Raw genomic sequence first — 19,126 nt, forward strand, 5'->3', positions numbered from 1 at the left:
GTGGTGGTGGCGACCAGTCTAGGCCGGCGCTTCGCTGAACACCAGCTCGAAGTCGAGCAACGCATCGGCTGCGGCCGGGTGGCGCTGCACCAGTTCGGCCAGGGTTTCGTCGGGCCGCAGGTCGGCCGGCCAGGCGGCGCGGCGTGGGCGCACGGTGAGGGTGTATCGGCCGGCCGTGAAGCGCATCGCGCCGGTGGGCTGGCCCTGGCCATCCACCTCGGCCTGCGCGGCATGGGGGCCGGTGGAGCCGGGCAGGCGCTCCCACACCTCCAGGTAGCGGCCGTGCACGCCGGTCTCGATCACGCGCTCGCTGGTCTCGAACACCATGTACCCCGCGTCGGGCGTGCTGCGCGGCGGCTGCACGTCCCAGTGGCGGTGCCAGGTGCAGATGTCGGGCTGGCCATTCACACCATGCGTGATGCGCGTGAGGCCGCAGAAGCCCTGCAGCAACGCGCGGCCGGCGGACGTCGCTGGGTCGATGCCCGCGGGCACGCGCAGGTCGGCGTGCCAGCCCTCGGTCTGCAGCCAGTGCACCTGCGTGGTGGTGTCGCGGCCCTCCGGCGTTTCCAGCAGGGTGCGTTGCCAGACGCCGCGGTAGGCGGCGGGCACGGGTTCGTCGGGTGCGGGCAGGTCGATCCAGTGGGTCATGGGTTCACGCCGCTTCCCGGTTCGCGCGCGGCAGCGCGTTGAGCGCGGCCGCGGCCTCGGCCGTGCTGCAGACGCCGCCGAAGATGCCGCCCTCGACACCGATCATGGCCAGGGCCGGGGCCTGCAGCTCGGGCTGGCTGGCGGCGGTGGCGTCGCCCACGGTGGTGCAGACAAAGCCGCGGTCGATGGCTTCGCGCAGGGTGGAGTGCACGCACACCTCGGTGGTGACGCCGCACAGCAGCAGGCGGCGGACGCCGAAGGCGCCGAGCAGCGCGCCCAGCGTGGTCTTGTGGAAGGCGCCGTAGCCGGGCTTGTCGATCACGTGTTCGCAGGCCAGCGGGCGCAGCTCGGGCACGAAGTCGTGGCCCTGTTCGCCGCGCACCAGCAACCGGCCCAGGGGCCCGGGGCCGCCGATGCGCGCCCCGGCCGCCACACTGCGCGCGAGCTTGGCCGGCGGGCAGTCCGAGAGGTCGGGCAGGTGGCCTTCGCGCGTGTGGAAGATGTGCAGACCGGCGCCGCGCGCGGCCACCAGCAGCGCCTTCACCTGGCCCACCACGGCCTGCATGCGAGAGATGTCCAGACCGGCCTGTTGCGCGTAACCGCCGGGGCTGCAGAAGTCGCGCTGCATGTCGATGACGATCAGCGCGGTGGCCTGGGGGTCGAGGTCTTGCAGGTTGGTCATGGTCGGGTGAATCCGGTGGTGATGGCCTCGGCCATGCGGCGCGCGACCTCGTCGGCCAGCAGCTTGCCCTTGGCGGCGTCGGAACCTTTGGCCGACGACAGCACGCCCGAGGGCGGCACCCAGTCGGTGCGACTGGGATACATGTCGTAGGGCGGGAAGTCGGCCGGCCCGTCGTCGGGCAGCAGGTCCATGCGCACCAGGCTGGGGTGGTGGTGCAGCATCATGGACGTCTCCAGCACGGCCGCGTGTTCGAGCGCGAAGCCGGGGAAGCCGTCGGGGAACACGTCGCCCAGGGTCTCGGGCGTCATGAAGTCCCAGTACTCCAGCCGCATCACCTGCAGCGCACAGGCCGGGTCGGCCGCTTTGGCGTCGCGCAGGCCAAGGTCGATGCCTTCGATCAGGAACCACTGGTTTTCGTAGTGGCCGTTGACGACGACGAGCTTGTCGACGCCATGGCGCGCGAACTCGCGCACCGCGTCGCGGATCTGGCCGATGAGGGTGGCGGCGTCGACGCTGGTGGTGCCGCAGAAGTGCTGGCCGCCGCCGCACTTGGGCTGCGACTTGTAGCCGTAGCTCAGCGTGGGCGCGACCAGACCGCCCACGCGCGCGGCCGTGTCGGCCGCGACGGCGCTGGCCAGCAGGCCGTCGGTGCCCAGCGGCAGGTGCGGGCCGTGCTGCTCCAGCGCGCCCACCGGCAGCAGCACGGGCGGGTGCCCGGCGCGGATGCGCTGCTGGTAGTCGACCCAGGAGAGCTGGTTCATCCAGACGGTGGTGGTGTTCATGGCGTGCGGGGGCCGGTGGCGGCGATGGGGTGGGAGGGTGTCTCGGTCATGGTCGGTTCGGCGGGCGGGAACAGGGCCTCGGCCAGCGCCGCGAAGGTGATCAGCGCGCCGCCGGCCCAGCCCATGGGGCTCAGGCTTTCGCCACCGAATGCAATGGCCGTGCCCACCGAGACCAGCAGCTCGGCCAGCAGGATCACGCCGGCGCGGCTGCTCTCCAGGTGGCTCACGCCGTACTGCCAGGTCACGGTGGCCAGCAGCATCCAGCCGAAGCCGTAGGCCAGCAGCGCCAGCCACAGCCACGCACCGATGACGGGCAGCTCGCGCCCCGTGACCGCGGTGGCGATGCCCGAGAGCAGGCCGCAGCCGACGAAGACGGCGAAGGTCTTGGTGCGCAGCGGCACGCGGTGCGCGGCGCGCGCGATCACGTTGTTGGCGGCGAAGGCGAAGCCGGCCGAGAGCGAGAGCGCGTCGACCCAGGTGAAGGCCAGCGCCTCGCCGCCGATGCCCGGCCCGCCGAGCACCAGCCACAGCCCGACGACCGCACCGGCCACCGCGGCCCAGCGCGCGGGCGGGATGCGTTCCTTCAGGAACAGCCAGCCGCCCAGCACCGACCACACCGGCGAGAGGTAGAACAGGAACATCACCCGCGCCACGTCGCCCAGCATCACCGCGTTCACGAACGAGGTGTTGGCCCAGCCGCCGACCAGCGTGAGCGCGAGCACCAGGCCCCACTGGGCGCGCCAGGCGGTGCGGTCGCGCCAGAGCACGACCAGCGCCAGCAGCCCCACCGAGCCGTAGGTGAGCAGCGAGACCAGCGGGCCGGGCAGGCCCTGCGCGATGAAGCCTTTGAGCGGCATCCAGGTCAGGCCCCAGAGCGTGGCCGAGAACAGCAGCACGGCGGTGGCAACGCGGTCGGTGGGGTGGGCGGGCAGCAGGGTCATGGGGGAGGGTTCAGGGCATCGCCGAGCCGCCGTTGGGGCCCAGCACCTGCCCGGTGTAGAAGCGTGAGAGGTCACTGGCGAGGAAGAGCACGCTGTCGGCGATCTCCTCCGGTGCACCGAGCCGGTGCTGCGGGATCGCCAGCTCTTTCTCCACCCACTCGGCGCTCATGTGTTCGAGCGAGACCATGGCGGTGGCCACCGGGCCGGGCGCCACCGCGTTGGCGCGGATGTGCTGCGGCGCGAACTCGCGCGCCAGCGATTTGGTGAGGCCGATCACGCCGGCCTTGGCAGCGCAATACGGCGCGTAGCGCTCGCGGCCCAGGATGCCGAGATCGGACGCGATGTTGACGATGGCGCCCTGGCCCTTTGAAAGCATGCCGGGGATGACCGCACGGCAGACCAGGAACACGGCCTTGAGGTCCACCGCCAGCATCCGGTCCCAGTCGGCCTCGGTGGTCTCCAGAAAGGGCTTCTCCTGAATGATGCCGGCGTTGTTCACCAGCACGTCCACGGCGCCCACGGCGTCGGCCATGCGCTGCACCGGGGCGGCGTCGCTCACGTCGGCCTCGACGGCCTGCGCATGGCCGCCGGCCAAGACGATCTCGCGCACCACGGCGTCGGCCGCGTCCACCTGCCCGAGGTGGTTGACCCACACGAACGCACCCGCCTGCGCCAGGCGCAGTGCGCAGGCGCGGCCGATGCCGGTGGCCGCACCGGTGACCAGGGCCGTGCGGCCCTGCAACGACATCGTGGGGAGCGTCGAGACCGTCACAGCATCACCTCGCCGTGGCTGGGACACAGGCACTGGCCGGTGAGCGCCGCCGACCCGTCGCTGGCCAGGAAGAGAAAACTGCCGGCCAGATCGTCCGGCGTGAGCATGACCGGCACGGCCTGGCGCGACAGGATCTCGCGTTCCACCTCGGCTTCGCTGCAGCCCCGCTCCAGTGCCATGGCCGCGAGCGATCGCATGGCGGCGTCTGTGCGCACCCAGCCGGGGCAGACCGCGTTGACGCGGATGCCGCGCGGGCCCAGTTCCAGCGCCAGCGAGCGCGTGAGGCCGACGATGGCGTGCTTGCTGGCGCTGTAGGCCGAGAAGCCGGCCACGCCGATGCGGCCCCAGATGGACGACTGGTGGATCACGCTGGCGCCGCGCGGCAACACTGGCAACAGCGCGCGCGTGAGCCGCCACATGCCGCTGACGTTGTTGTCCAGCAGCGCGGCCCAGCGGGCGTTGGCGTCGTCGGCACCGTCGTCGACGGGCGTCGGGTATTCGGTGCCGGCGTTGTGGACCAGCACGTCGAGCCGGCCGAAGCATTCCGCCACCTGCGCGGCGACGGCGGCCACCGCGGCATCGCTGCCCAGCTCGCACACCGCGCTGTGCACCTGGTGGCTGTGCAGGGATTCGACCAGCGCGTCCAGCGGCGCGGCCTCGCGGTCCAGCAGCAGCAACCGGGCGCCCTGTGCGAGGAAGGCCCGCGCCAGCGCCTGGCCGATGCCGCCGGCCGCGCCGGTGATGAGCACGGTGCGGCCTTCCAGGCCGTAACGGACCGTCATACCGCGGTGAGGAAAGACACGCCCACGGCGCCGATGAAGCCGTCGGCCCGGCCCGGCGTGCCGGGTGGCAGCACCTGGCCGTAGTCCTTGGCCAGCACGCGCGTGACGCGGTGGCGGTGGTAGGCGCGCAGCAGCTCGCCCACGGTCACCACCTGCGGGCTCTTGTCGGCATACAGCTGCTGGTGCAGCGCGGGCAGCTGGTACCAGGGCGCGACGGGACGTTCGTGGTGCGCGTTGTGGAAGCCGAAGTTCAGCCACACCAGGTTGAGCCACTTGGCGTCCATACCCACCACGTCGCTGTAGGTGTTGGCCTGCTCGTAGGCGCGGTCGCGCACCTTGTCCTGCGGAATCGGCTTGTCGTCCAGGATGGGGTAGGCGTCGTAGGTGTGCTGAAAACAGTCGGCAAAGCGCAGCAGGTGCACGAACAGCAGGTAGGCCAGTGCGTACAGCGCCAGCGCCTTGAGCGACCACCATCCGAGCAGCACCCAGGCGGTCAGCCGCACCACGGCCACGCCGAGGATGCGGCCGCGCGCCGCCTTCTTGCGCTCGTCCATGAAGGGCAGGGCGACCACGAAGCCGCGCATCACGAACTCCACCGCCGGGATGTGCAGCCACTCCAGCGCCAGCACCACGCGCCGTACCAGCGGGTGCGCGCGCAGGAAGGCCTGGTGATCGAAGGTGATGACATCGGCACGCTCGACGTGGTGGCGCATGTGCTTGCGGCGCAGGTCGTCGAAGCTGGCGTAGGCGCTGCCGTTGATCCAGCTCATGGCCACGCCCCAGCGCTCGTTGGCCTGCGGCGTGCGGAAGATGGCCTGGTGGGCGAACTCGTGGATGAAGTAGGCCGACCAGGTGAGGGTGAGCGCGACCAGCAGCACGCCGGTGGCATTCAGCCACCAGGCGCTCTGGCCGAGCATCCAGATGCCGGCGGGCCAGCCCAGCACGGTCACCGCGAGGGCGAGCGTGTTGGGCAGCGCGCCGTCGGCGTGCCGGTACAGGGCGGGCATGACGCGCCTCGTGCCTTACTTGGCCAGGGCCTTGACCAGCGAAGCGTCGAAGGTCGCCTCGGTGGCCGGGATGGCGCTGATCTGGCCCTTGGCCTTGAGCAGCTGGCCGATCACCTCGCCGCTGGCGTAGTAGGAGGTGGTTTCCTTGGCCGGCAGGAAGGCCTTGGGCATCTCGGCCAGCGGGATGTTGTACACGCCGCTCATCTGTTCCTTGGCTTCCTTGGCCGAGACACCCATGAACTTGCCGATGATCTTGGCGGCCTCGTCGGGCTTGGCCTTCATGTAGGCCATGCCGTCGAGGTAGGCCTTGATGAGACCGGTGATCTCGGCCGGCTTGGCCTTGATGACCTTGTCGTCGAACACCAGCACGTCGGCGATCAGGCCGGGCGCGTCCTTGGACGAGAACACCACCTTGAACTTTTTGCCGCCGCCCTGGCCCAGCACCTGCGACAGGCTGGGCTCGTAGGTCACGCCGATGGGCAGCTGGCCCGAGGCCATCGCGGCGGGCACGGCTTCGGGCGTCATGCTGACGGGGCTGATGTCCTTCTCGCCCAGGCCGTTGATCTTGAGCGCGTAGGACAGCAGGAAGTCGCTCGGCGAGAGCGGGTTGTAGCCCACCTTCTTGCCCTTGAAGTCCTTGACCGACTGGATGGACGCGTCGGCCACGATGGCGTCGCCGCCGTTGGAGTAGTCGATGGGCATGACCACCTTCATGGCCTTGCCGGCCGCCACCTGGCCGACCACCTGGTCGTAGGTCAGCATGCCGCCGTCGACCGCGCCGGACGCGATGGCGGGCGGGATCAGCGCCGGGTCGGTGAAGACCTGCAGCGAGACCTTGAGGTTGTACTTCTTGAACAGGTCCAGCGACTCGGCCACGTAGAACGGGCCGTAGCCGATCCACACCACGGTGGCGATCTTCATGTTGGTGGGGGCGGCCATCGCGGCGGCCGTGGCCAGCGAGAGCGCCACGCCCAGCGCGGGCTTGAACAGCCGGCCGAGCAGGGACGACGAAGGGGTGGACGCTGCGGGAGAGGAGAAGAGACCAGCCAGTTTCATGTGAAGCTCCATGTGGTGTGGGACGGGCGCAGGAGAGACGATCTGATGTCGTTCTCCCGGGCTTTTGTCCCTCCGTGGAGCCTGCGATGAGGCCGGCCCACTCTCGGACCAGACCCTGCGCTGCCGCAGACGGAACCCTAGTGGACCTACGCACGAGCCGCTGCAACCACCGGTCACAGACCGCTCATCCATGCTGATACCCCCCAATGCATGGAGCGTGCCAGGGTTGGCGGGGCCTTTGAACGCGCACGACGCACCAAAGCGCGACAGAAACCGGTCGGCGCGGGCCACTCATGAACAGACTTGGTGCGCCGGACCCTGGCGCACCGGGTGGCGCTCAGTCGTCGCCCAGGTCCTTGCCGTGGCTGCTGCGCCAGATGGCGCGCACCAGCCACAGGCCGCCGGCAAACGCGCTGGCAAAGCCGATGAAGCCGAACGCCGGCAAGCCAAACAGGGTCGGTCCACCCTGCACCGTCATCACGATCGAGGAGCCGACGATGAGCGCGGCAATGATCAGCGCCATCGCCAGCCGGTTGGCCGCGCGGTCGATCTGGTCGCCCACCCGCTTGAGGTGGGCGATGTCGATGCCCACATGCATCTTGCCGCGGCGCGCATTGCGCAGCAGCCGCGTGACGTCGTCGGGCAGCTGCTCGGCCACCGAGAGCACCCGGCGCAGCGTCTTCCAGGCCCGCGTGGCCATGGCCTTGGGCTGGTAGCGCGCGCGCACCACCTGCTTGAGCAGGGGCAGCGCCTCGCTGGTCATGTGGAAGTCCGGGTCCAGCCCGCGACCCATGCCTTCGAGCGTGATGAAGGCCTTGATCAGCAGCGCCAGGTCGGACGGCAGGCCCAGCTGGTGGCCGCGCAGGATGCCCGTCACGTCGCCCAGCATCTGGCCCAGGTTGAGCTCGGCCAGCGGCGCGCCGTGGTACTGGTCGACGAAGGTCTCGATCTCGGTTTCCAGCGAGGACAGGTTGGCGGTGTGCGCGTCGCCGGCCCAGTCCAGCAGCACGTCGGCCACGGTGCGCGGGTCGCGCTCGACCAGGCCCATCAGCAGCTGCAGCAGCTCCTCGCGGCGGCGCGCCGAGAGGCGGCCGACCATGCCGAAGTCGATGAAGGCGATGCGGTTGTCCGGCAGGTAGAACACGTTCCCGGGGTGCGGGTCGGCGTGGAACAGACCGTCCTGCACGATCTGCTTGAGCACCGCCTGGGCGCCGCGGCGCGCCAGCAGGGCGCGGTCCAGCCCGGTTTCGTCGAGCTGGGCCAGCTCGTGGCCTGCGATGCCCTGGACGAAGTCCTGCACGTTCACGCGCGCGCGGGTGAAGTCCCAGTGCACCCTGGGCACCACGATCCAGGGCAGGCCAGCCATGTTGGTGGCAATGCGCTCGGCGTTGCGGCACTCGCTGGCCAGGTCCAGTTCGCGGCGCAGCGACTGCGCCAGCTCGCGCACCAGCTGCTGCGGGCGGTAGGGCTTGAGGGCGGGCAGCTCGGCCTCGGCCAGCGCCGCCAGGCGGCCCATCAGCCGCAGGTCGGCCTCGATGGTGCGGTCGATACCCGGGCGGCGGATCTTGACCACCACCTCGGTGCCGTCGTGCAGCTGGGCGCGGTGCACCTGCGCGATGGAGGCCGCCGCCAGCGGTTCGGTGTCGAAGCGCGCGAACACCGCCTCGGGCTCGCCGCCCAGGTCTTCGCGCAGCTGCGGCCGAAGCTCGTCCAGCGGCAGGCCGGGCACGTTGCTGTGCAGCTTCTCGAACTCGGCGATGTACTCGGGGCCGAACAGGTCGGCGCGCCCGGCGAGGATCTGGCCCAGCTTGACAAAGGTCGGCCCCAGCTCTTCGAGCACCAGGCGCAGCTGCACCGGCGGCTCCAGCTTCGCCAGGTCGGCCGCGTGCTCCCAGCGCAGCGCGTGGCCGGCGCGCTCCAGCCGGTCGGCCAGGCCCAGCCGGCGCACGCTGTCGCCGAAGCCGTGGCGGATGAGCACACCCAGAATCTGGTTGAGGCGGCCCATGTCGCGGGCCGAACCCAGGGTTTCGATCAGCATGGGGGCATCATAGGATGGAAGGTGGCCTGCTCAGGTGAGACGCAACCTTTCGTCCGGCAGCGGGTGGATCCCGCCCTGGTCAACTCCAAGCTCATAGAACAGCGGCTTTTTGTCTCTTCTGGATGTGCCGGGTATCCACATACAGCTCAGACGGCTCGTCCTGCGAGATGAAAGCCGGCCTAGGTGGACAGAAGTTCAACGAGCTTCTTCCGAATCCACTGCTCGGATTGTTCGCCGAGATCTCTTCCGCGTGGCCTACAACGATCAGCTAGACAAATAGCAAGACATTCCACCCGAATGGCTTCCAGCGATGGGTCTTCGATGGGACGGGCAAGAAAAACATCAAAGGCGTCGTGGGCGCCAGAGTCGTCTAGGTCGAGAACATTGCGGAGAGCGTCTTCCACGTCCTGCTTCGTAAGGCGTACGGTCTTTTGCATCTATGTTGACCTATTTGTCAGAACGCAAGAGAACCACCATCTTGGCCGTAGAACCCAGTCGCATAACCCCCCCGAAGATTGTTTGACATCAACCCAGCGACGCATCTTACTGAGTGCATGAAAAGGCTTAACCCTCACCGCAACGCCAGCGATTCCCGCTTCCACGCCGCGTCCGGCCAGCGGCTGAACGGTCCCAGGGCTTCGGCGTCGAAGGCGGTGCGTTCGGGCGTGAGCGTCGCGAGCTTCACCACCTCGAAGCGGCGGATGGTCTTGCCTTCGGCCATCGCTTCGCGCGCCACCAGCAGGCGCTGGCCACCGGGTTCCCAGCCAGCGAATTCGGCGTAGCCGGTGCCGGGTTGCAGCGCGGCCGGCGGCAGCACCTGCACGCCCCAGCCGCCCGCGTCCTTCTTGAACACCCACAGCTCGCGCCAGCCGTCGACCGGCTGCACCGCGAGCGCGAGCGCCGTGCCTTCGCGGTTGGGCGCGGCCGAGGCGGCCCAGACCTGGCCCCAGCTGCAGCGCTCGGCCAGCGCGGGGGCGTCGGCCTTCGCTTTCGGGTCGCGCAGGCCCACGCAGGTCTGGCCGTCGTCGGCGCGGCGGGTGGCAACGGTGAGGCGGCCAGTCGTGGCGACGGCGGGCGCGGCGGCCCAGCGCACGGCGTTGACGCGCACGGCGGCGGCGTGGAAGCGGGCGAGGTCGTCGTCGACCAGTTCGGCCTTCTCGATGCGGCCGATGGCGTCGATGGCCTGCTGCGCAGCGCTGCGCGCGGTGTCGGCGCTGTCGCGCTGGGCGCGGGCGTAGGCGATGCGGCTCCAGACTTCGGCCTGCCGCGTCGCCAGTCGGGCGCGCCAGTGGGGCGGGAGCGAGGGTGCGTCGGCGCGGGCCAGCAGGTCGGCCAGGCCTTCGTCCAGCGCCTCGCGGTCGGCGATGCGGGCCGGCTGCTCCAGGCACTCGGCGCGGGTCAACGCCAGCGCGGCGCGGGCCTTGTGTTCGGCACTGGCGGCGGGCATGGCGAGCAGGCGGCGGAAGGCGTCGCCGTCGTAGCAGACGTTCATGCGGCTGTCGTGCTCTCTTGTGATCAGTTGCACGCCGTGGCGACGCGCGATGTCCAGGTGCGCGGTCAGCAGCGGGTCGTCGGCGCGGCCGGCGCCGGCTGTGGCGCGTTCGGCCAAGCGCTCGGCCTGGCGGCCGATGGCGTCCATCACGGCTGCGCCCTGCGGCCCCTGCAGCGCGGCGGCGGGCAGGGCCTGGATGGCGGCGGCGGCCAGCGCCAGGCCCAGCGGCTCGGCGCCGGGCTGTTCGCTCACGAAGTCGAGCAGGGCCAGCAGCTGCGGCGCCTCGGCCGCGTCGCCGGCCACGCGCATCAGCTGCGTGGCGCGCACATAGCCGCCGCGCTCACGGTGGTGGTCCCACACCTGCAGGAAGTCGCCCCGGGCGCCGCGGATCTCCAGCGCCTCGCCTCGCCAGAGCAGGGTCTGGCTGGCGGCGCTCTCGCTCGGCGCGGCGCGCAGGGCGACCTTGTCGCGCGTCACCAGGCCGACGGCGGCGGCGGGTGCGGAGGTCGCAGCGCGTGCAGCGGCGGTGTAGAGCGTGGCGGCCAGCGCGATGGCCAGCGTGCCGGCCCAGAGGTAGCGCGCCCAGCGGGTCTTCGGTCCGAGGCCCATCTCATTGCTCCCCGTGGTCGCCGGCCAGCTCGTCGTCGCGCGATGCCGCTGCGACGTTGCCAATGAGGTTGTTGCCGATGAAGCCGTTGCTGTTCGGCGGCGCGATGATCACCTGCACCTTGTCGCTCAGGCGGTCGGCCATGGTCTTCTGGATCAGCAGCGGGTGCCTGGTGATGAGCGCGCCTTCGAGCGCCATCTGTTCGGCGTTGACCTTGCCGATGTTCCTGAGGCGGTAGGCCTCGGCGTCGGCCAGCTTCTGGCGCGCTTCGGCCTCGCCCTCGGCCTCGATGCGGCGCGCCTGGGCCGCGCCCTCGGCCTGTTTGACGCGCGAGACGCGCGCGGCCTCGGCTTCGAGCTGGCGCTGTTCGATCTGGCGCTGCTTGAGCGGCAGCACGTGTTTCATCGCCTCTTCCTGCGCCTTGGCCGCGATCACCTGTTCGCGCGCCGCGGCCTCGGCCGCGACCTCGCGCCGCGCCTTCTCGGCGGCCGCGGTGAGTTCACTTTCCTTCACCTGCTTCTCGCGCAGCTCCAGCGTGTAGCGCATCTTCTCGGCCGACAGGCCTTCGGTCAGCAGCACCTCCATGCCGCGGCGGTAGTCCTCGGGCAGGTCGATCTGGCCGATGTGCACCGAACGCAGCAGCAGGCCGTCGGCCCTGAGGCGCTCGCGGATCTGGGTCTCGATGTCCTGTTCGATCTGGGCGCGCTGCGACGAGAAGATCTCGCGCACCGTGTGGCGCGCGACGATCTTGTAGACCGTGGCCTGCACGGCGGGTTCGATGATCTGGCCGTCGATGTCCTTCGGGTAGCTCATGGCCTGGGCACCGCCGATGCGCGAGGGGTCGATGGCGTAGCGCACCCGCAGGTCCATGCCGATGGACAGGCCTTCCACCGTCTGGGCCGGCGCGGCGCCGTCGGCGGTGGCCATGGCCGCCGCAGTCCAGCTGCGGTCCTGCAGCGAGAGGGTGGCGAGCTGGTGCAGGCCGGGCCAGACCCAGACCGGGCCTTCGCGCCAGACGCTGGTCTCGCCCGTCAGGTTGTTGGTGCGCACGGCCAGGTGGCCGGGCTCCAGCGGCTGCACCGGTGGGTGCTTCACGAGCGTCCAGGCGGCGCCTGCGGCGACGGCGGCGGTGCCCAGGGTGAGCAGCACGGGGCGCAGGCCGACGCTGGGCATGGGGCGCATCGGGCGCAGCGGGGGTGTGGAGCCCTCGTCGCCCTCTTCGGTGGCGGCGGCGCGGTCCCCGCGCAGCCATTGGGCCAGCGCCAGGCGGGTGGAACGGGTGAGGGTCTTGAGTCGGTGCAGCATGGGGTCCTCCGGGTGTTGTGGCTGGCGTTCCCAACCGCGGGTTCGCCATGCCCTGCATCGTTCCCAAGACGCGCGGAAGTCTCAATGCGGCCAGCGGGCGGGTTTGCCGCCGGCCCCGGAAGAAATACTCACAGGGGCCCATTCCGGGCCGCTTCGATAATCGGCCCATGCCCACCGTTGCCGTGATCGAAGACGACCGCCCCACCAGCGACCAGCTGGCCGGCTGGATCCAGGCCGCCCGCCCCGAACTGACCGTGCACCAGTGGTTCGACCGCGACAGCGCCGAGGCCGCGCTGGCCCGCGAGCGCTACGAGCTGGTGGTGCTGGACATCGAGCTGGGCCGTGAGCGGCACGCGGGCGTGGCCATCATCAACACCATCAACAAGCTGCACCAGGGCACGCCGGTGCTGGTGGTCTCGGCCATGCCGGCCGCCATCTACCGCAGCATCATGAAGGCGCTGGACGCCTGGGATTACCTGCAGAAGACCACCTTCGACGAGGCCGAGTTCGTCGAGACCTTCCTGGACATCCTGCGCAGCGCGCGGGCGCAGAAGGGCGCGGCGCCGGTGGCCGCGGCCGACGAGGAACTGAGCCTGGACCCGCTGTGGCAGCGCTCGCCCACCTGGCGCGGCCAGCGCATCAACCTGCCGCTGACCGCGCAGCGCATCCTGGCCGTGCTGGTGCAGCACAAGGGCCAGACGGTGAGCTACGAGGACCTGTTCGAGGTGGTCAAGAGCGGGCGCAACCGCGACAACGTGCGCAAGCACGTGAGCGCGATCCGCGACGCGTTCCGCGACCTCGACCCGGGCTTCGACGCCATTGAAAACGTGCCGATGCGCGGCTTCCGCTGGTCACGGCCGTGAAGTTCGGCCCGCTGGACCTGCCCTCGCTGCCGGCGCTGACGCTGCCGCGGCTGCCGCTGGCGGCGTTCCGGCGGCGCATCGTGTTCCACGGCGTGTTCCTGCTGCTGGCGTTGGCGGTGGTGGGGCTGGCGCTGACGCTGCTGGCCGAGGAGAAGCAGCGCGCGCGGGCGCGCTACGAGGCGGGCTTCCGGCAGACGCTCTCCACCCTGGCCGCGCAGCTGCGCCACCCCACCGGGCAGCTGGCGCTGATCAACGCCGACGCGGTGGCGCCTTCGGACGCGGGGCTCTCGCCGGTGGTGCTGCCGTTCTCCGCGCTCGACTACTCCGACCCGTTCAAGGCGCGGCAGGCGGTGGAAATGAGCGGCTGCGCGGTGCACTGGCCGAACGACGGCGGGCAGCTGTGTGTGGGTGTGGGCAACAGCGCGTACGCGGGCGGCGTGGTCTACCTGGTGGCCGACCTGGTGCTGCCACCGGCGGTGGCGCGCGAGAAGGGCACGCTGGAGCTGGACCCGGTGAGCCACGCGGTGATCCGCGCCGAGACCGCCGCCGGCACCGAGCGCTGGGTCGCGCCCTTCGAGGCACCGGGCGACGCACCGGCCGACCTGGGCGACGGCGGCCTGCGCGGCCGCATCACCGGCTTCGCGGGCGAGGGCACGCTGCTGGTCAAGGGCTCGCGGCCGGTGCGCGACTTCCGCGGCTGGCTCTGGCAGGAGGCCGGCTGCGCGGTGCCGGGCCAGGCCCTGCCGGACTGCGCGCGCCGCAGCCTGCTCTCGCTGCGCGTGCCGGTCGAGGCCTGGCGCAAGGCGCTGTTTGCCAAAGGACCACGCACCTGGCCGCCGGCCGACCTGGCGCAGACGCGGCTGCACCTGCAATGGGTGGGGCCGGGCGGGCGGGTGCTGTTCGACAGCGCGCGGCCGGGCGCGGAACGGGCGTTTTCGCTGCAGCAGCTGGCGGGCACGCTGTCCGAGGGCGAGGTGCTGCGCATCGAGCGCCTGGGCGCCGACCAGCCGCAGCTGGTGACGCAGCTGCGCGGCCAGGCGCAGGGCGAGGGCGTGGCCGCGCCCTGGCTCACGCGCCTGATCCTGCGGCTGCCCTCCAGCGACACCCGCACGCAGGTGTCGGCCAGCGAAACCGTCAGCACCTCCAGCGGCCGCTACCAGCTGAGCCTCAGCGGCGAGCTGGCCAGCGTGGACCGCAGCCTGAGCGCCACCGCCACGCGCGTGAGCGGCTTTGTGGGCGCGATGCTGGCGGCGATCTTCCTGGCCTGGCTGGTGATCGAACTGGGCCTGATCCGGCCGGTGGCGCTGCTGACCCAGCGCGCGGCGGCGCTGAACTACAACATGCAGGACCCGCAGGTCGAGCGGCGGCTGGGCGATCTGGACGTGAGCGAGTTCCGCGGACGCGACGAGATGGGCATCCTGGCCGGCTCGCTGGCGGCGCTGCTGCAGCGGGTGAAGGAGGGCGTGCGGCGCGAGCACCTGCGCAACGAGCAGGAGCGCGACATGTGGCACGCGGTGGGCCACGAGATCATGTCGCCGCTGCAGTCGCTGATGGTGCTGCACGGCGACGCGGCCGACCCCAGCCACCGCTATGTGCACCGCATGCAGCAGGCGGTGCGCGCGCTCTACGGCACGGCCTCGCCGAGCGAGGCGATCACCGCGGCCACGGTGGAGGTGGACGCGCTGGACCTGGACACCTTCCTGCGCCACGTGGCCGAGAACGCGCCCTACGCCGGCATCGCCGATGTGGTCTACGCGCCGGCCGGCGCGCCGGTGTGGGTGCAGGCCGACGAACACTCGCTGGAGGACGTGGTGACCCACGTGCTGCGCAACGCCGACCGCTACCGCCCCACGGGCACGCCGGTGACGCTGGCGCTGTCGGGCCTGGGCGAGGCGATGGTGGCGCTGGAGATCCACAACACCGGCCCGGCGATTCCCGAGGCGCTGCTGGACAAGATCTTCGACTACGGCGTGAGCGACGGCGCGGCCAGCGGCGCGCAGGGCGAGGGCCGCGGCCAGGGCCTGTTCGTCGCACGCACCTACATGGCCAAGATGGGTGGCACCATCACGGCCGCGAACGTCGGCGACGGCGTCAGCTTCACGCTGCGCCTGCCGCGCGCCACCTCACGAACGCCCACTTCCGCATGAACCGCATCGCCGTCATCGACTTTGAAACCACCGGCACCTCGCCGAACCTGGGCGACCGCGCGACCGAGGTCGCGATCGTGATGACCGAGGGCGGGCGCGTGGTGGACCGCTTCCAGAGCCTGATGAACGCGGGCGTGCGCATCCCGTCCTTCATCACGCAGCTGACGGGCATCACGAACGCGATGGTGCAGGCCGCGCCGCCGGCCGCGCAGGTGATGGCCGAGGCCGCACGCTTCGTGGGCGATGCGCCGATGGTGGCGCACAACGCGGGTTTCGACCGGCGCTACTGGCAGGCCGAGCTGGCGCTGTGTGGTCTGCCGGCGCTGCAACCCTATGCCTGCACGGTGCTGCTGTCGCGCCGGCTGTACCCGGAGGCACCGAGCCACAAGCTGGGGCAGTTGGTGGACTGGTTCGGCCTGCCGCGCACGGGCAAGGCGCACCGGGCGCTGGCGGATGCGGAGATGGCGACGGAGCTGCTGGGGCGCATCCGGCACGACCTGCTTCTCAAGCACGGTGTGGCGCGGCCAGACCACGCGTTTCTTTGTGCTTTGCAGGCTTGTTCGAAGGCTTCTTTGCCGAAGTTTTTTGCTCGTCAGGCTTCGGTGGCTCTGGCCTGAGTTTTCTTTTGTCTTGTTTCTTTCGCGGCGTTGGTTCAGAGCCGGGTGTGCGAAGCAAGAGGAGACAGGGATGTCCGACTCCCCTGCCTTCTGATGCGTTCACGCACGCCCCTCACAGGGTGATGGCGCCGTCCGCAGGCGCAGGCCCCATTCGCGCATGCCACAGAGTTGGGCGCGCCCACCCGGTGTTCATGAAGCAATGGCGGCGAACAGGCGAGCGCGCGTGCGAGGTGGGCCGGAGCCTGCGGGCGGCGCCATCACCCTGGCGCGAGGTCCAAGCCCAGAAAAGACACGAAAGAAGCTCAGTCCCGAAGCAACCCAGCCAACGACAGAGTCCCGGTCACAGCAGGCACAGAAGGCGCCTGCCACGACAGACCCGCCTCCCGCGCCCACACCTGCAGCTCCCCGGAAGCCGAAGCACGCGCCACCACCCGGTTCACCGCCTCCAGCAGATCCGCCTTCGACGACAGCGCCACCCAGCCCAGGTTGATCCCCAGCGGCCGCGCGGGCCCCGCCTGCAGGGTCGTGCCCGGCTTGCGCGCCCGGTAGGTGTCGAACGCCGCGGACGGCACCATCAGCGCGTCCACCCGGCCGCTGTCCAGCGCCGCCCAGACATCCTCGCGCTGCCCCAGCGACACCATGTCCTTGGCCAGCGCACCGCCGCCGTACATGGCCACCAGCGTGCCTTCGAGCGTGCCCGCCACCGCGGCCACCTTGCGGCCCTTCAGATCACCCAGCGACACCGCCACGGGCGCACCGGCGCGCTGCACGATCACCAGCGCCGTGCCCTGGTAGGACTGGCTCGGCACCAGCGTGCCCAGCGGCACGAAAGGCCGCTCGCGCGGCGGCTTGGCGCCCGGGTGGTCCGGTGTCTTGAAACGCTCGCGCGTCGGCGGCCCCAGGTCCGAGGCCAGCAGCGGAAAACCGCTGGCCAGATCGCACAGGCCGGCCGAGAGCATGGCGTTGACCTCGTGCGTCAGCATCGCCTCCTTCTCGACCTCGGGCTCGAAGGGCATGAGCTTCAGCTCGCGCCCCAGCTCGCGCGCCACCGCCTCGGCCAGCTTCACGTCGAAGCCCGTGACCTGGCCCTTGCGCGCCATCGAGAACGGCGGGTTGTCCTCGGCCATGCAGACCGTCAGCGGCGCCGCCTGCGCCAGCGCCATCACCGGTGCGAGCAGCAGCGACGCCATCAGCGCGCGCGGGGTGTTCACAGCTCTTTCCCTCCACGCGTCGCCACGTAGTTCCACAGCAGCTCGATCGCCTCCGGCTCCAGCGCGCCCTTGAACGAGGGCATGTTGCCCTTGCCGTTGGTCACGGAGTTGTAGAAGCGCTCGCGCTGCTCGGTGGGGAACTTGCGCAGGTCATACACCGTGGTGCCCGCGTTGACCATGTTGCGGCCATGGCACTGCGCGCAGGTGCGGTGGAACTGCTCGCGGCCTTTTTCCACCGCCTCGGCGGTGAAGGGGGCTGCGGGCGGGATCTCCACCGGCAGCGTCTGGGCCGGCACGGTGTTCGACTGCGCCAGCGCCGCGCCCGTGAGGGCGAGCGCACACAGGATGGGTTCACGCCAGCGCATCGTCAATCGACAGCAAAGGTCCAGACCGACCCGCCGGCGGGCACCTGCGACATGCGCTCGTCGCCCAGCAGCGCCCACACACCGCCCGCACCCGAGACGATGCTCACGTACTGCTTGCCCTTGTGCTCGAAGGTCACCGGCAGACCGATGATGCCGCTGCTGGTCTGGAACTCGTAGAGCTTCTTGCCGTTGTTCGCGTCCACCGCGATGAACTCGCCCGTGGCCGCGCCGGTGAACACCAGGCCGCCGCCGGTAGACAGCGTGCCGGCCATGCTCGGTTGGCCCGGCCACGCCATCTGCCACTTGCTCTTGCCGGTCATCGGGTCGATGGCGCTGAGGTAACCGTGCGGTTCGTTCTTGGGCATGTTCACGCCGCGGAAGTTCACGCCCAGGTACCACTCGCCCTTCTTGTACTCGGGCTTGGCCAGCTGGTAGGGCCAGCTGATGTTGAGCGTGTTGGCGTAGGCGAGACCCGTGGACGGGTTCCAGGACATCGGCGTCCAGTTCTTGCCGCCGAGCACGCTGGGGAAGATCTCCACGTCTTCACCGGCGCGCGCCTTCTTGTCGGTTTCGGTGGGCACCGGGCGGCCGGTCTTGAGGTCGATGCGCTCGGCCCAGTTGACCTTCACATAGGGATTGGCCGCCAGCAGCTCGCCGCTGGCGCGGTCGAGCACGTAGAAGAAGCCGTTGCGGTTGGCCTGCGCCAGCACCTTGCGGTCCTTGCCGCCGATCTTCATGTCGACCAGCATGCCGACCTCGGTGGCGTCGTAGTCGTAGGGGTCGTTGGGGCTGAACTGGTAGTGCCACACGAGCTCGCCGGTCTTGGGGCGGATCGCCACGACCGAGGCGATGTAGAGGTTGTCGCCCTTGCGCGCGTTCGGGTTCCAGGGGCCGCCGTTGCCGGTGCCCCAGTAGACCAGGTCCAGATCGGGGTCGTAGGCACCGGTCAGCCAGGTCGGTGCGCCGCCCTTGAGGTGCGTGTCGCCGGGCCAGGTGTCGCCGCCCTTCTGGTCGGGCGCAGCGGTGGTGTAGAAGCGCCAGAGCTGCTTGCCGGTGGCCGGGTCCCAGCCGTCGATGAAGCCGCGCGTGCCGTACTCGCCGCCGGCGATGCCGGTCAGCACCACACCATTGGCAATCAGCGGCGCGCTGGTCATGGCCTGGCCGTTCTGGTAGTCGGCGGCCTTGCTCTTCCACAGCTGCTTGCCGGTCTTGGCGTCCATCGCCATCACGTGGGCGTCCAGCGTGCTGCGGAACAGCTTGCCGTCGTAGATGGCGGCACCGCGGTTGAGGATGCCGCAGCAGGCCATCTTGAACACGTCCTGGGGCAGCTCGATCTCCTGCTTCCAGATCTGCTTGCCGGTGGCCGGGTCGAGCGCAACGGTGCTGTTGTGCGTGGTCACGTACATCACGCCGTTGTGCACGATGGGCTGCGACTCCTGGCCCTGCGGGTTGTTCAGGCTGTAGGCCCAGACCGGGCGCAGCTTGGCCGCGTTGTTCGTGTTGATCTGCTTGAGCGGGCTGTAGCGCTGGTTGTTGTAGCCCATGCCGTAGGTGAGCACGTCGCCGGGCGTGGCGCTGTCGCGCTTGAGGTCGTCCAGGGACTGGGCGTGCAGGCTGGTGGCGAGCAGCGCAAGCGCGGCCGCGCCCGCCCATCGGGTGGTCTGTTGCATGGATGTCTCCTGTGGGTTGAGGCTGCGCCTCTGGTTGTTGTCTGTCCTCTTTCATTGTGGGAATTTGGGCGCCGCGGATCACGTCCGGGTTTTCCCGGTGGGAAAAGTGTTCTGCAGTGGAACACTCACCCACACCGCCGC

At 70.4% G+C, this 19,126-nt stretch carries 17 protein-coding genes and 1 riboswitch; of the genes, 3 read left to right on the plus strand and 14 right to left on the minus strand.

Annotated elements, in window-relative coordinates; genetic code table 11:
- Nucleotides 1-18: 18 nt before the first annotated feature.
- The 11 genes from HPS01S_RS05190 to HPS01S_RS05240 form a co-directional block, all read right to left on the minus strand.
- Nucleotides 19-648 (minus strand): hypothetical protein, encoded by a 630-nt coding sequence (locus HPS01S_RS05190; RefSeq protein ID WP_066151993.1) that lies wholly within the window; start codon nt 646-648, stop codon nt 19-21.
- A 4-nt stretch (nt 649-652) separates the two neighbouring features.
- Nucleotides 653-1,330: a cysteine hydrolase family protein gene (locus HPS01S_RS05195; RefSeq protein ID WP_066151996.1), complete on the minus strand. Its 678-nt coding sequence runs from the start codon at nt 1,328-1,330 to the stop codon at nt 653-655.
- Entirely contained in the window at nt 1,327-2,112 is a 786-nt protein-coding gene (locus tag HPS01S_RS05200) for a creatininase (protein WP_066151999.1), read from the minus strand. Before HPS01S_RS05200 ends, HPS01S_RS05195 begins: the two co-directional genes overlap by 4 nt.
- Nucleotides 2,109-3,053 (minus strand): DMT family transporter, encoded by a 945-nt coding sequence (locus HPS01S_RS05205; RefSeq protein WP_066152001.1) that lies wholly within the window; start codon nt 3,051-3,053, stop codon nt 2,109-2,111. Before HPS01S_RS05205 ends, HPS01S_RS05200 begins: the two co-directional genes overlap by 4 nt.
- 10 nt (nt 3,054-3,063) lie before the next feature.
- On the minus strand, nt 3,064-3,801 hold the full coding sequence (locus HPS01S_RS05210) for a 3-oxoacyl-ACP reductase family protein (RefSeq protein WP_066152003.1): 738 nt from the start codon (nt 3,799-3,801) through the stop codon (nt 3,064-3,066).
- Nucleotides 3,802-3,821: 20 nt separating this feature from the next.
- Complete coding sequence (locus HPS01S_RS05215; protein WP_066152006.1) at nt 3,822-4,607, minus strand: SDR family NAD(P)-dependent oxidoreductase; 786 nt, start codon at nt 4,605-4,607, stop codon at nt 3,822-3,824.
- The gene (locus HPS01S_RS05220; RefSeq protein WP_066152008.1) at nt 4,604-5,614 is read right to left on the minus strand and encodes a fatty acid desaturase family protein; all 1,011 of its coding nucleotides are present in this window, start codon (nt 5,612-5,614) and stop codon (nt 4,604-4,606) included. The genes HPS01S_RS05215 and HPS01S_RS05220 overlap by 4 nt, the downstream gene beginning before the upstream one ends.
- 15 nt (nt 5,615-5,629) lie before the next feature.
- Nucleotides 5,630-6,670 carry an ABC transporter substrate-binding protein gene (locus tag HPS01S_RS05225; protein WP_084397072.1) on the minus strand — a complete coding sequence of 347 codons (1,041 nt, stop codon included), beginning with the start codon at nt 6,668-6,670 and terminating at the stop codon, nt 5,630-5,632.
- Nucleotides 6,671-6,721: 51 nt separating this feature from the next.
- Nucleotides 6,722-6,822: riboswitch (guanidine-I (ykkC/yxkD leader) on the minus strand.
- 185 nt (nt 6,823-7,007) lie between these two features.
- Nucleotides 7,008-8,708, minus strand: coding sequence for an ABC1 kinase family protein (locus tag HPS01S_RS05230; protein ID WP_066152012.1), 1,701 nt, complete (start codon nt 8,706-8,708; stop codon nt 7,008-7,010).
- A gap of 571 nt (nt 8,709-9,279) precedes the next feature.
- Nucleotides 9,280-10,809, minus strand: coding sequence for an SH3 domain-containing protein (locus HPS01S_RS05235; RefSeq protein WP_255284162.1), 1,530 nt, complete (start codon nt 10,807-10,809; stop codon nt 9,280-9,282).
- 1 nt (nt 10,810) lies between these two features.
- Nucleotides 10,811-12,112, minus strand: coding sequence for an SPFH domain-containing protein (locus HPS01S_RS05240; RefSeq protein ID WP_066152015.1), 1,302 nt, complete (start codon nt 12,110-12,112; stop codon nt 10,811-10,813).
- A gap of 167 nt (nt 12,113-12,279) precedes the next feature.
- On the opposite strand from HPS01S_RS05240, the gene HPS01S_RS05245 reads away from it, so the two are divergent.
- From HPS01S_RS05245 to HPS01S_RS05255, 3 genes are read left to right on the plus strand one after another with little or no spacing between them, the layout of a single operon-like run.
- A complete protein-coding gene (locus HPS01S_RS05245) occupies nt 12,280-12,975 on the plus strand; it encodes a response regulator transcription factor (protein ID WP_066152018.1) in 696 nt (231 codons plus the stop codon).
- Entirely contained in the window at nt 12,972-15,122 is a 2,151-nt protein-coding gene (locus tag HPS01S_RS05250; protein WP_066152020.1) for a sensor histidine kinase, read from the plus strand. The genes HPS01S_RS05245 and HPS01S_RS05250 overlap by 4 nt, the downstream gene beginning before the upstream one ends.
- Nucleotides 15,119-15,739, plus strand: coding sequence for a 3'-5' exonuclease (locus tag HPS01S_RS05255; RefSeq protein WP_066152022.1), 621 nt, complete (start codon nt 15,119-15,121; stop codon nt 15,737-15,739). The genes HPS01S_RS05250 and HPS01S_RS05255 overlap by 4 nt, the downstream gene beginning before the upstream one ends.
- Nucleotides 15,740-16,041: 302 nt before the next feature.
- Here the strand turns inward: HPS01S_RS05255 and HPS01S_RS05260 are convergent, their stop codons facing one another.
- The 3 genes from HPS01S_RS05260 to HPS01S_RS05270 are packed head-to-tail and all read right to left on the minus strand — an operon-like array spanning nt 16,042 to nt 18,985.
- Nucleotides 16,042-16,950 (minus strand): substrate-binding periplasmic protein, encoded by a 909-nt coding sequence (locus HPS01S_RS05260; RefSeq protein WP_066152027.1) that lies wholly within the window; start codon nt 16,948-16,950, stop codon nt 16,042-16,044.
- Nucleotides 16,947-17,315 (minus strand): c-type cytochrome, encoded by a 369-nt coding sequence (locus HPS01S_RS05265; protein WP_066152028.1) that lies wholly within the window; start codon nt 17,313-17,315, stop codon nt 16,947-16,949. The genes HPS01S_RS05260 and HPS01S_RS05265 overlap by 4 nt, the downstream gene beginning before the upstream one ends.
- Before the next feature lie 2 nt (nt 17,316-17,317).
- Nucleotides 17,318-18,985: a PQQ-dependent dehydrogenase, methanol/ethanol family gene (locus HPS01S_RS05270; protein ID WP_066152031.1), complete on the minus strand. Its 1,668-nt coding sequence runs from the start codon at nt 18,983-18,985 to the stop codon at nt 17,318-17,320.
- Nucleotides 18,986-19,126: the final 141 nt, after the last annotated feature.

This window comes from Hydrogenophaga pseudoflava NBRC 102511 (assembly GCF_001592285.1).
Lineage (GTDB): Bacteria > Pseudomonadota > Gammaproteobacteria > Burkholderiales > Burkholderiaceae_C > Hydrogenophaga > Hydrogenophaga pseudoflava.

Bases quoted from the DNA above. Each gene is read 5' to 3' on its own strand.
- HPS01S_RS05190 (WP_066151993.1), bottom strand. From the start codon at position 648: ATGACCCACTGGATCGACCTGCCCGCACCCGACGAACCCGTGCCCGCC.
- HPS01S_RS05195 (WP_066151996.1), bottom strand. From the start codon at position 1,330: ATGACCAACCTGCAAGACCTCGACCCCCAGGCCACCGCGCTGATCGTC.
- HPS01S_RS05200 (WP_066151999.1), bottom strand. From the start codon at position 2,112: ATGAACACCACCACCGTCTGGATGAACCAGCTCTCCTGGGTCGACTAC.
- HPS01S_RS05205 (WP_066152001.1), bottom strand. From the start codon at position 3,053: ATGACCCTGCTGCCCGCCCACCCCACCGACCGCGTTGCCACCGCCGTG.
- HPS01S_RS05210 (WP_066152003.1), bottom strand. From the start codon at position 3,801: ATGTCGTTGCAGGGCCGCACGGCCCTGGTCACCGGTGCGGCCACCGGC.
- HPS01S_RS05215 (WP_066152006.1), bottom strand. From the start codon at position 4,607: ATGACGGTCCGTTACGGCCTGGAAGGCCGCACCGTGCTCATCACCGGC.
- HPS01S_RS05220 (WP_066152008.1), bottom strand. From the start codon at position 5,614: ATGCCCGCCCTGTACCGGCACGCCGACGGCGCGCTGCCCAACACGCTC.
- HPS01S_RS05225 (WP_084397072.1), bottom strand. From the start codon at position 6,670: ATGAAACTGGCTGGTCTCTTCTCCTCTCCCGCAGCGTCCACCCCTTCG.
- HPS01S_RS05230 (WP_066152012.1), bottom strand. From the start codon at position 8,708: ATGCTGATCGAAACCCTGGGTTCGGCCCGCGACATGGGCCGCCTCAAC.
- HPS01S_RS05235 (WP_255284162.1), bottom strand. From the start codon at position 10,809: ATGGGCCTCGGACCGAAGACCCGCTGGGCGCGCTACCTCTGGGCCGGC.
- HPS01S_RS05240 (WP_066152015.1), bottom strand. From the start codon at position 12,112: ATGCTGCACCGACTCAAGACCCTCACCCGTTCCACCCGCCTGGCGCTG.
- HPS01S_RS05245 (WP_066152018.1), top strand. From the start codon at position 12,280: ATGCCCACCGTTGCCGTGATCGAAGACGACCGCCCCACCAGCGACCAG.
- HPS01S_RS05255 (WP_066152022.1), top strand. From the start codon at position 15,119: ATGAACCGCATCGCCGTCATCGACTTTGAAACCACCGGCACCTCGCCG.
- HPS01S_RS05265 (WP_066152028.1), bottom strand. From the start codon at position 17,315: ATGCGCTGGCGTGAACCCATCCTGTGTGCGCTCGCCCTCACGGGCGCG.
- HPS01S_RS05270 (WP_066152031.1), bottom strand. From the start codon at position 18,985: ATGCAACAGACCACCCGATGGGCGGGCGCGGCCGCGCTTGCGCTGCTC.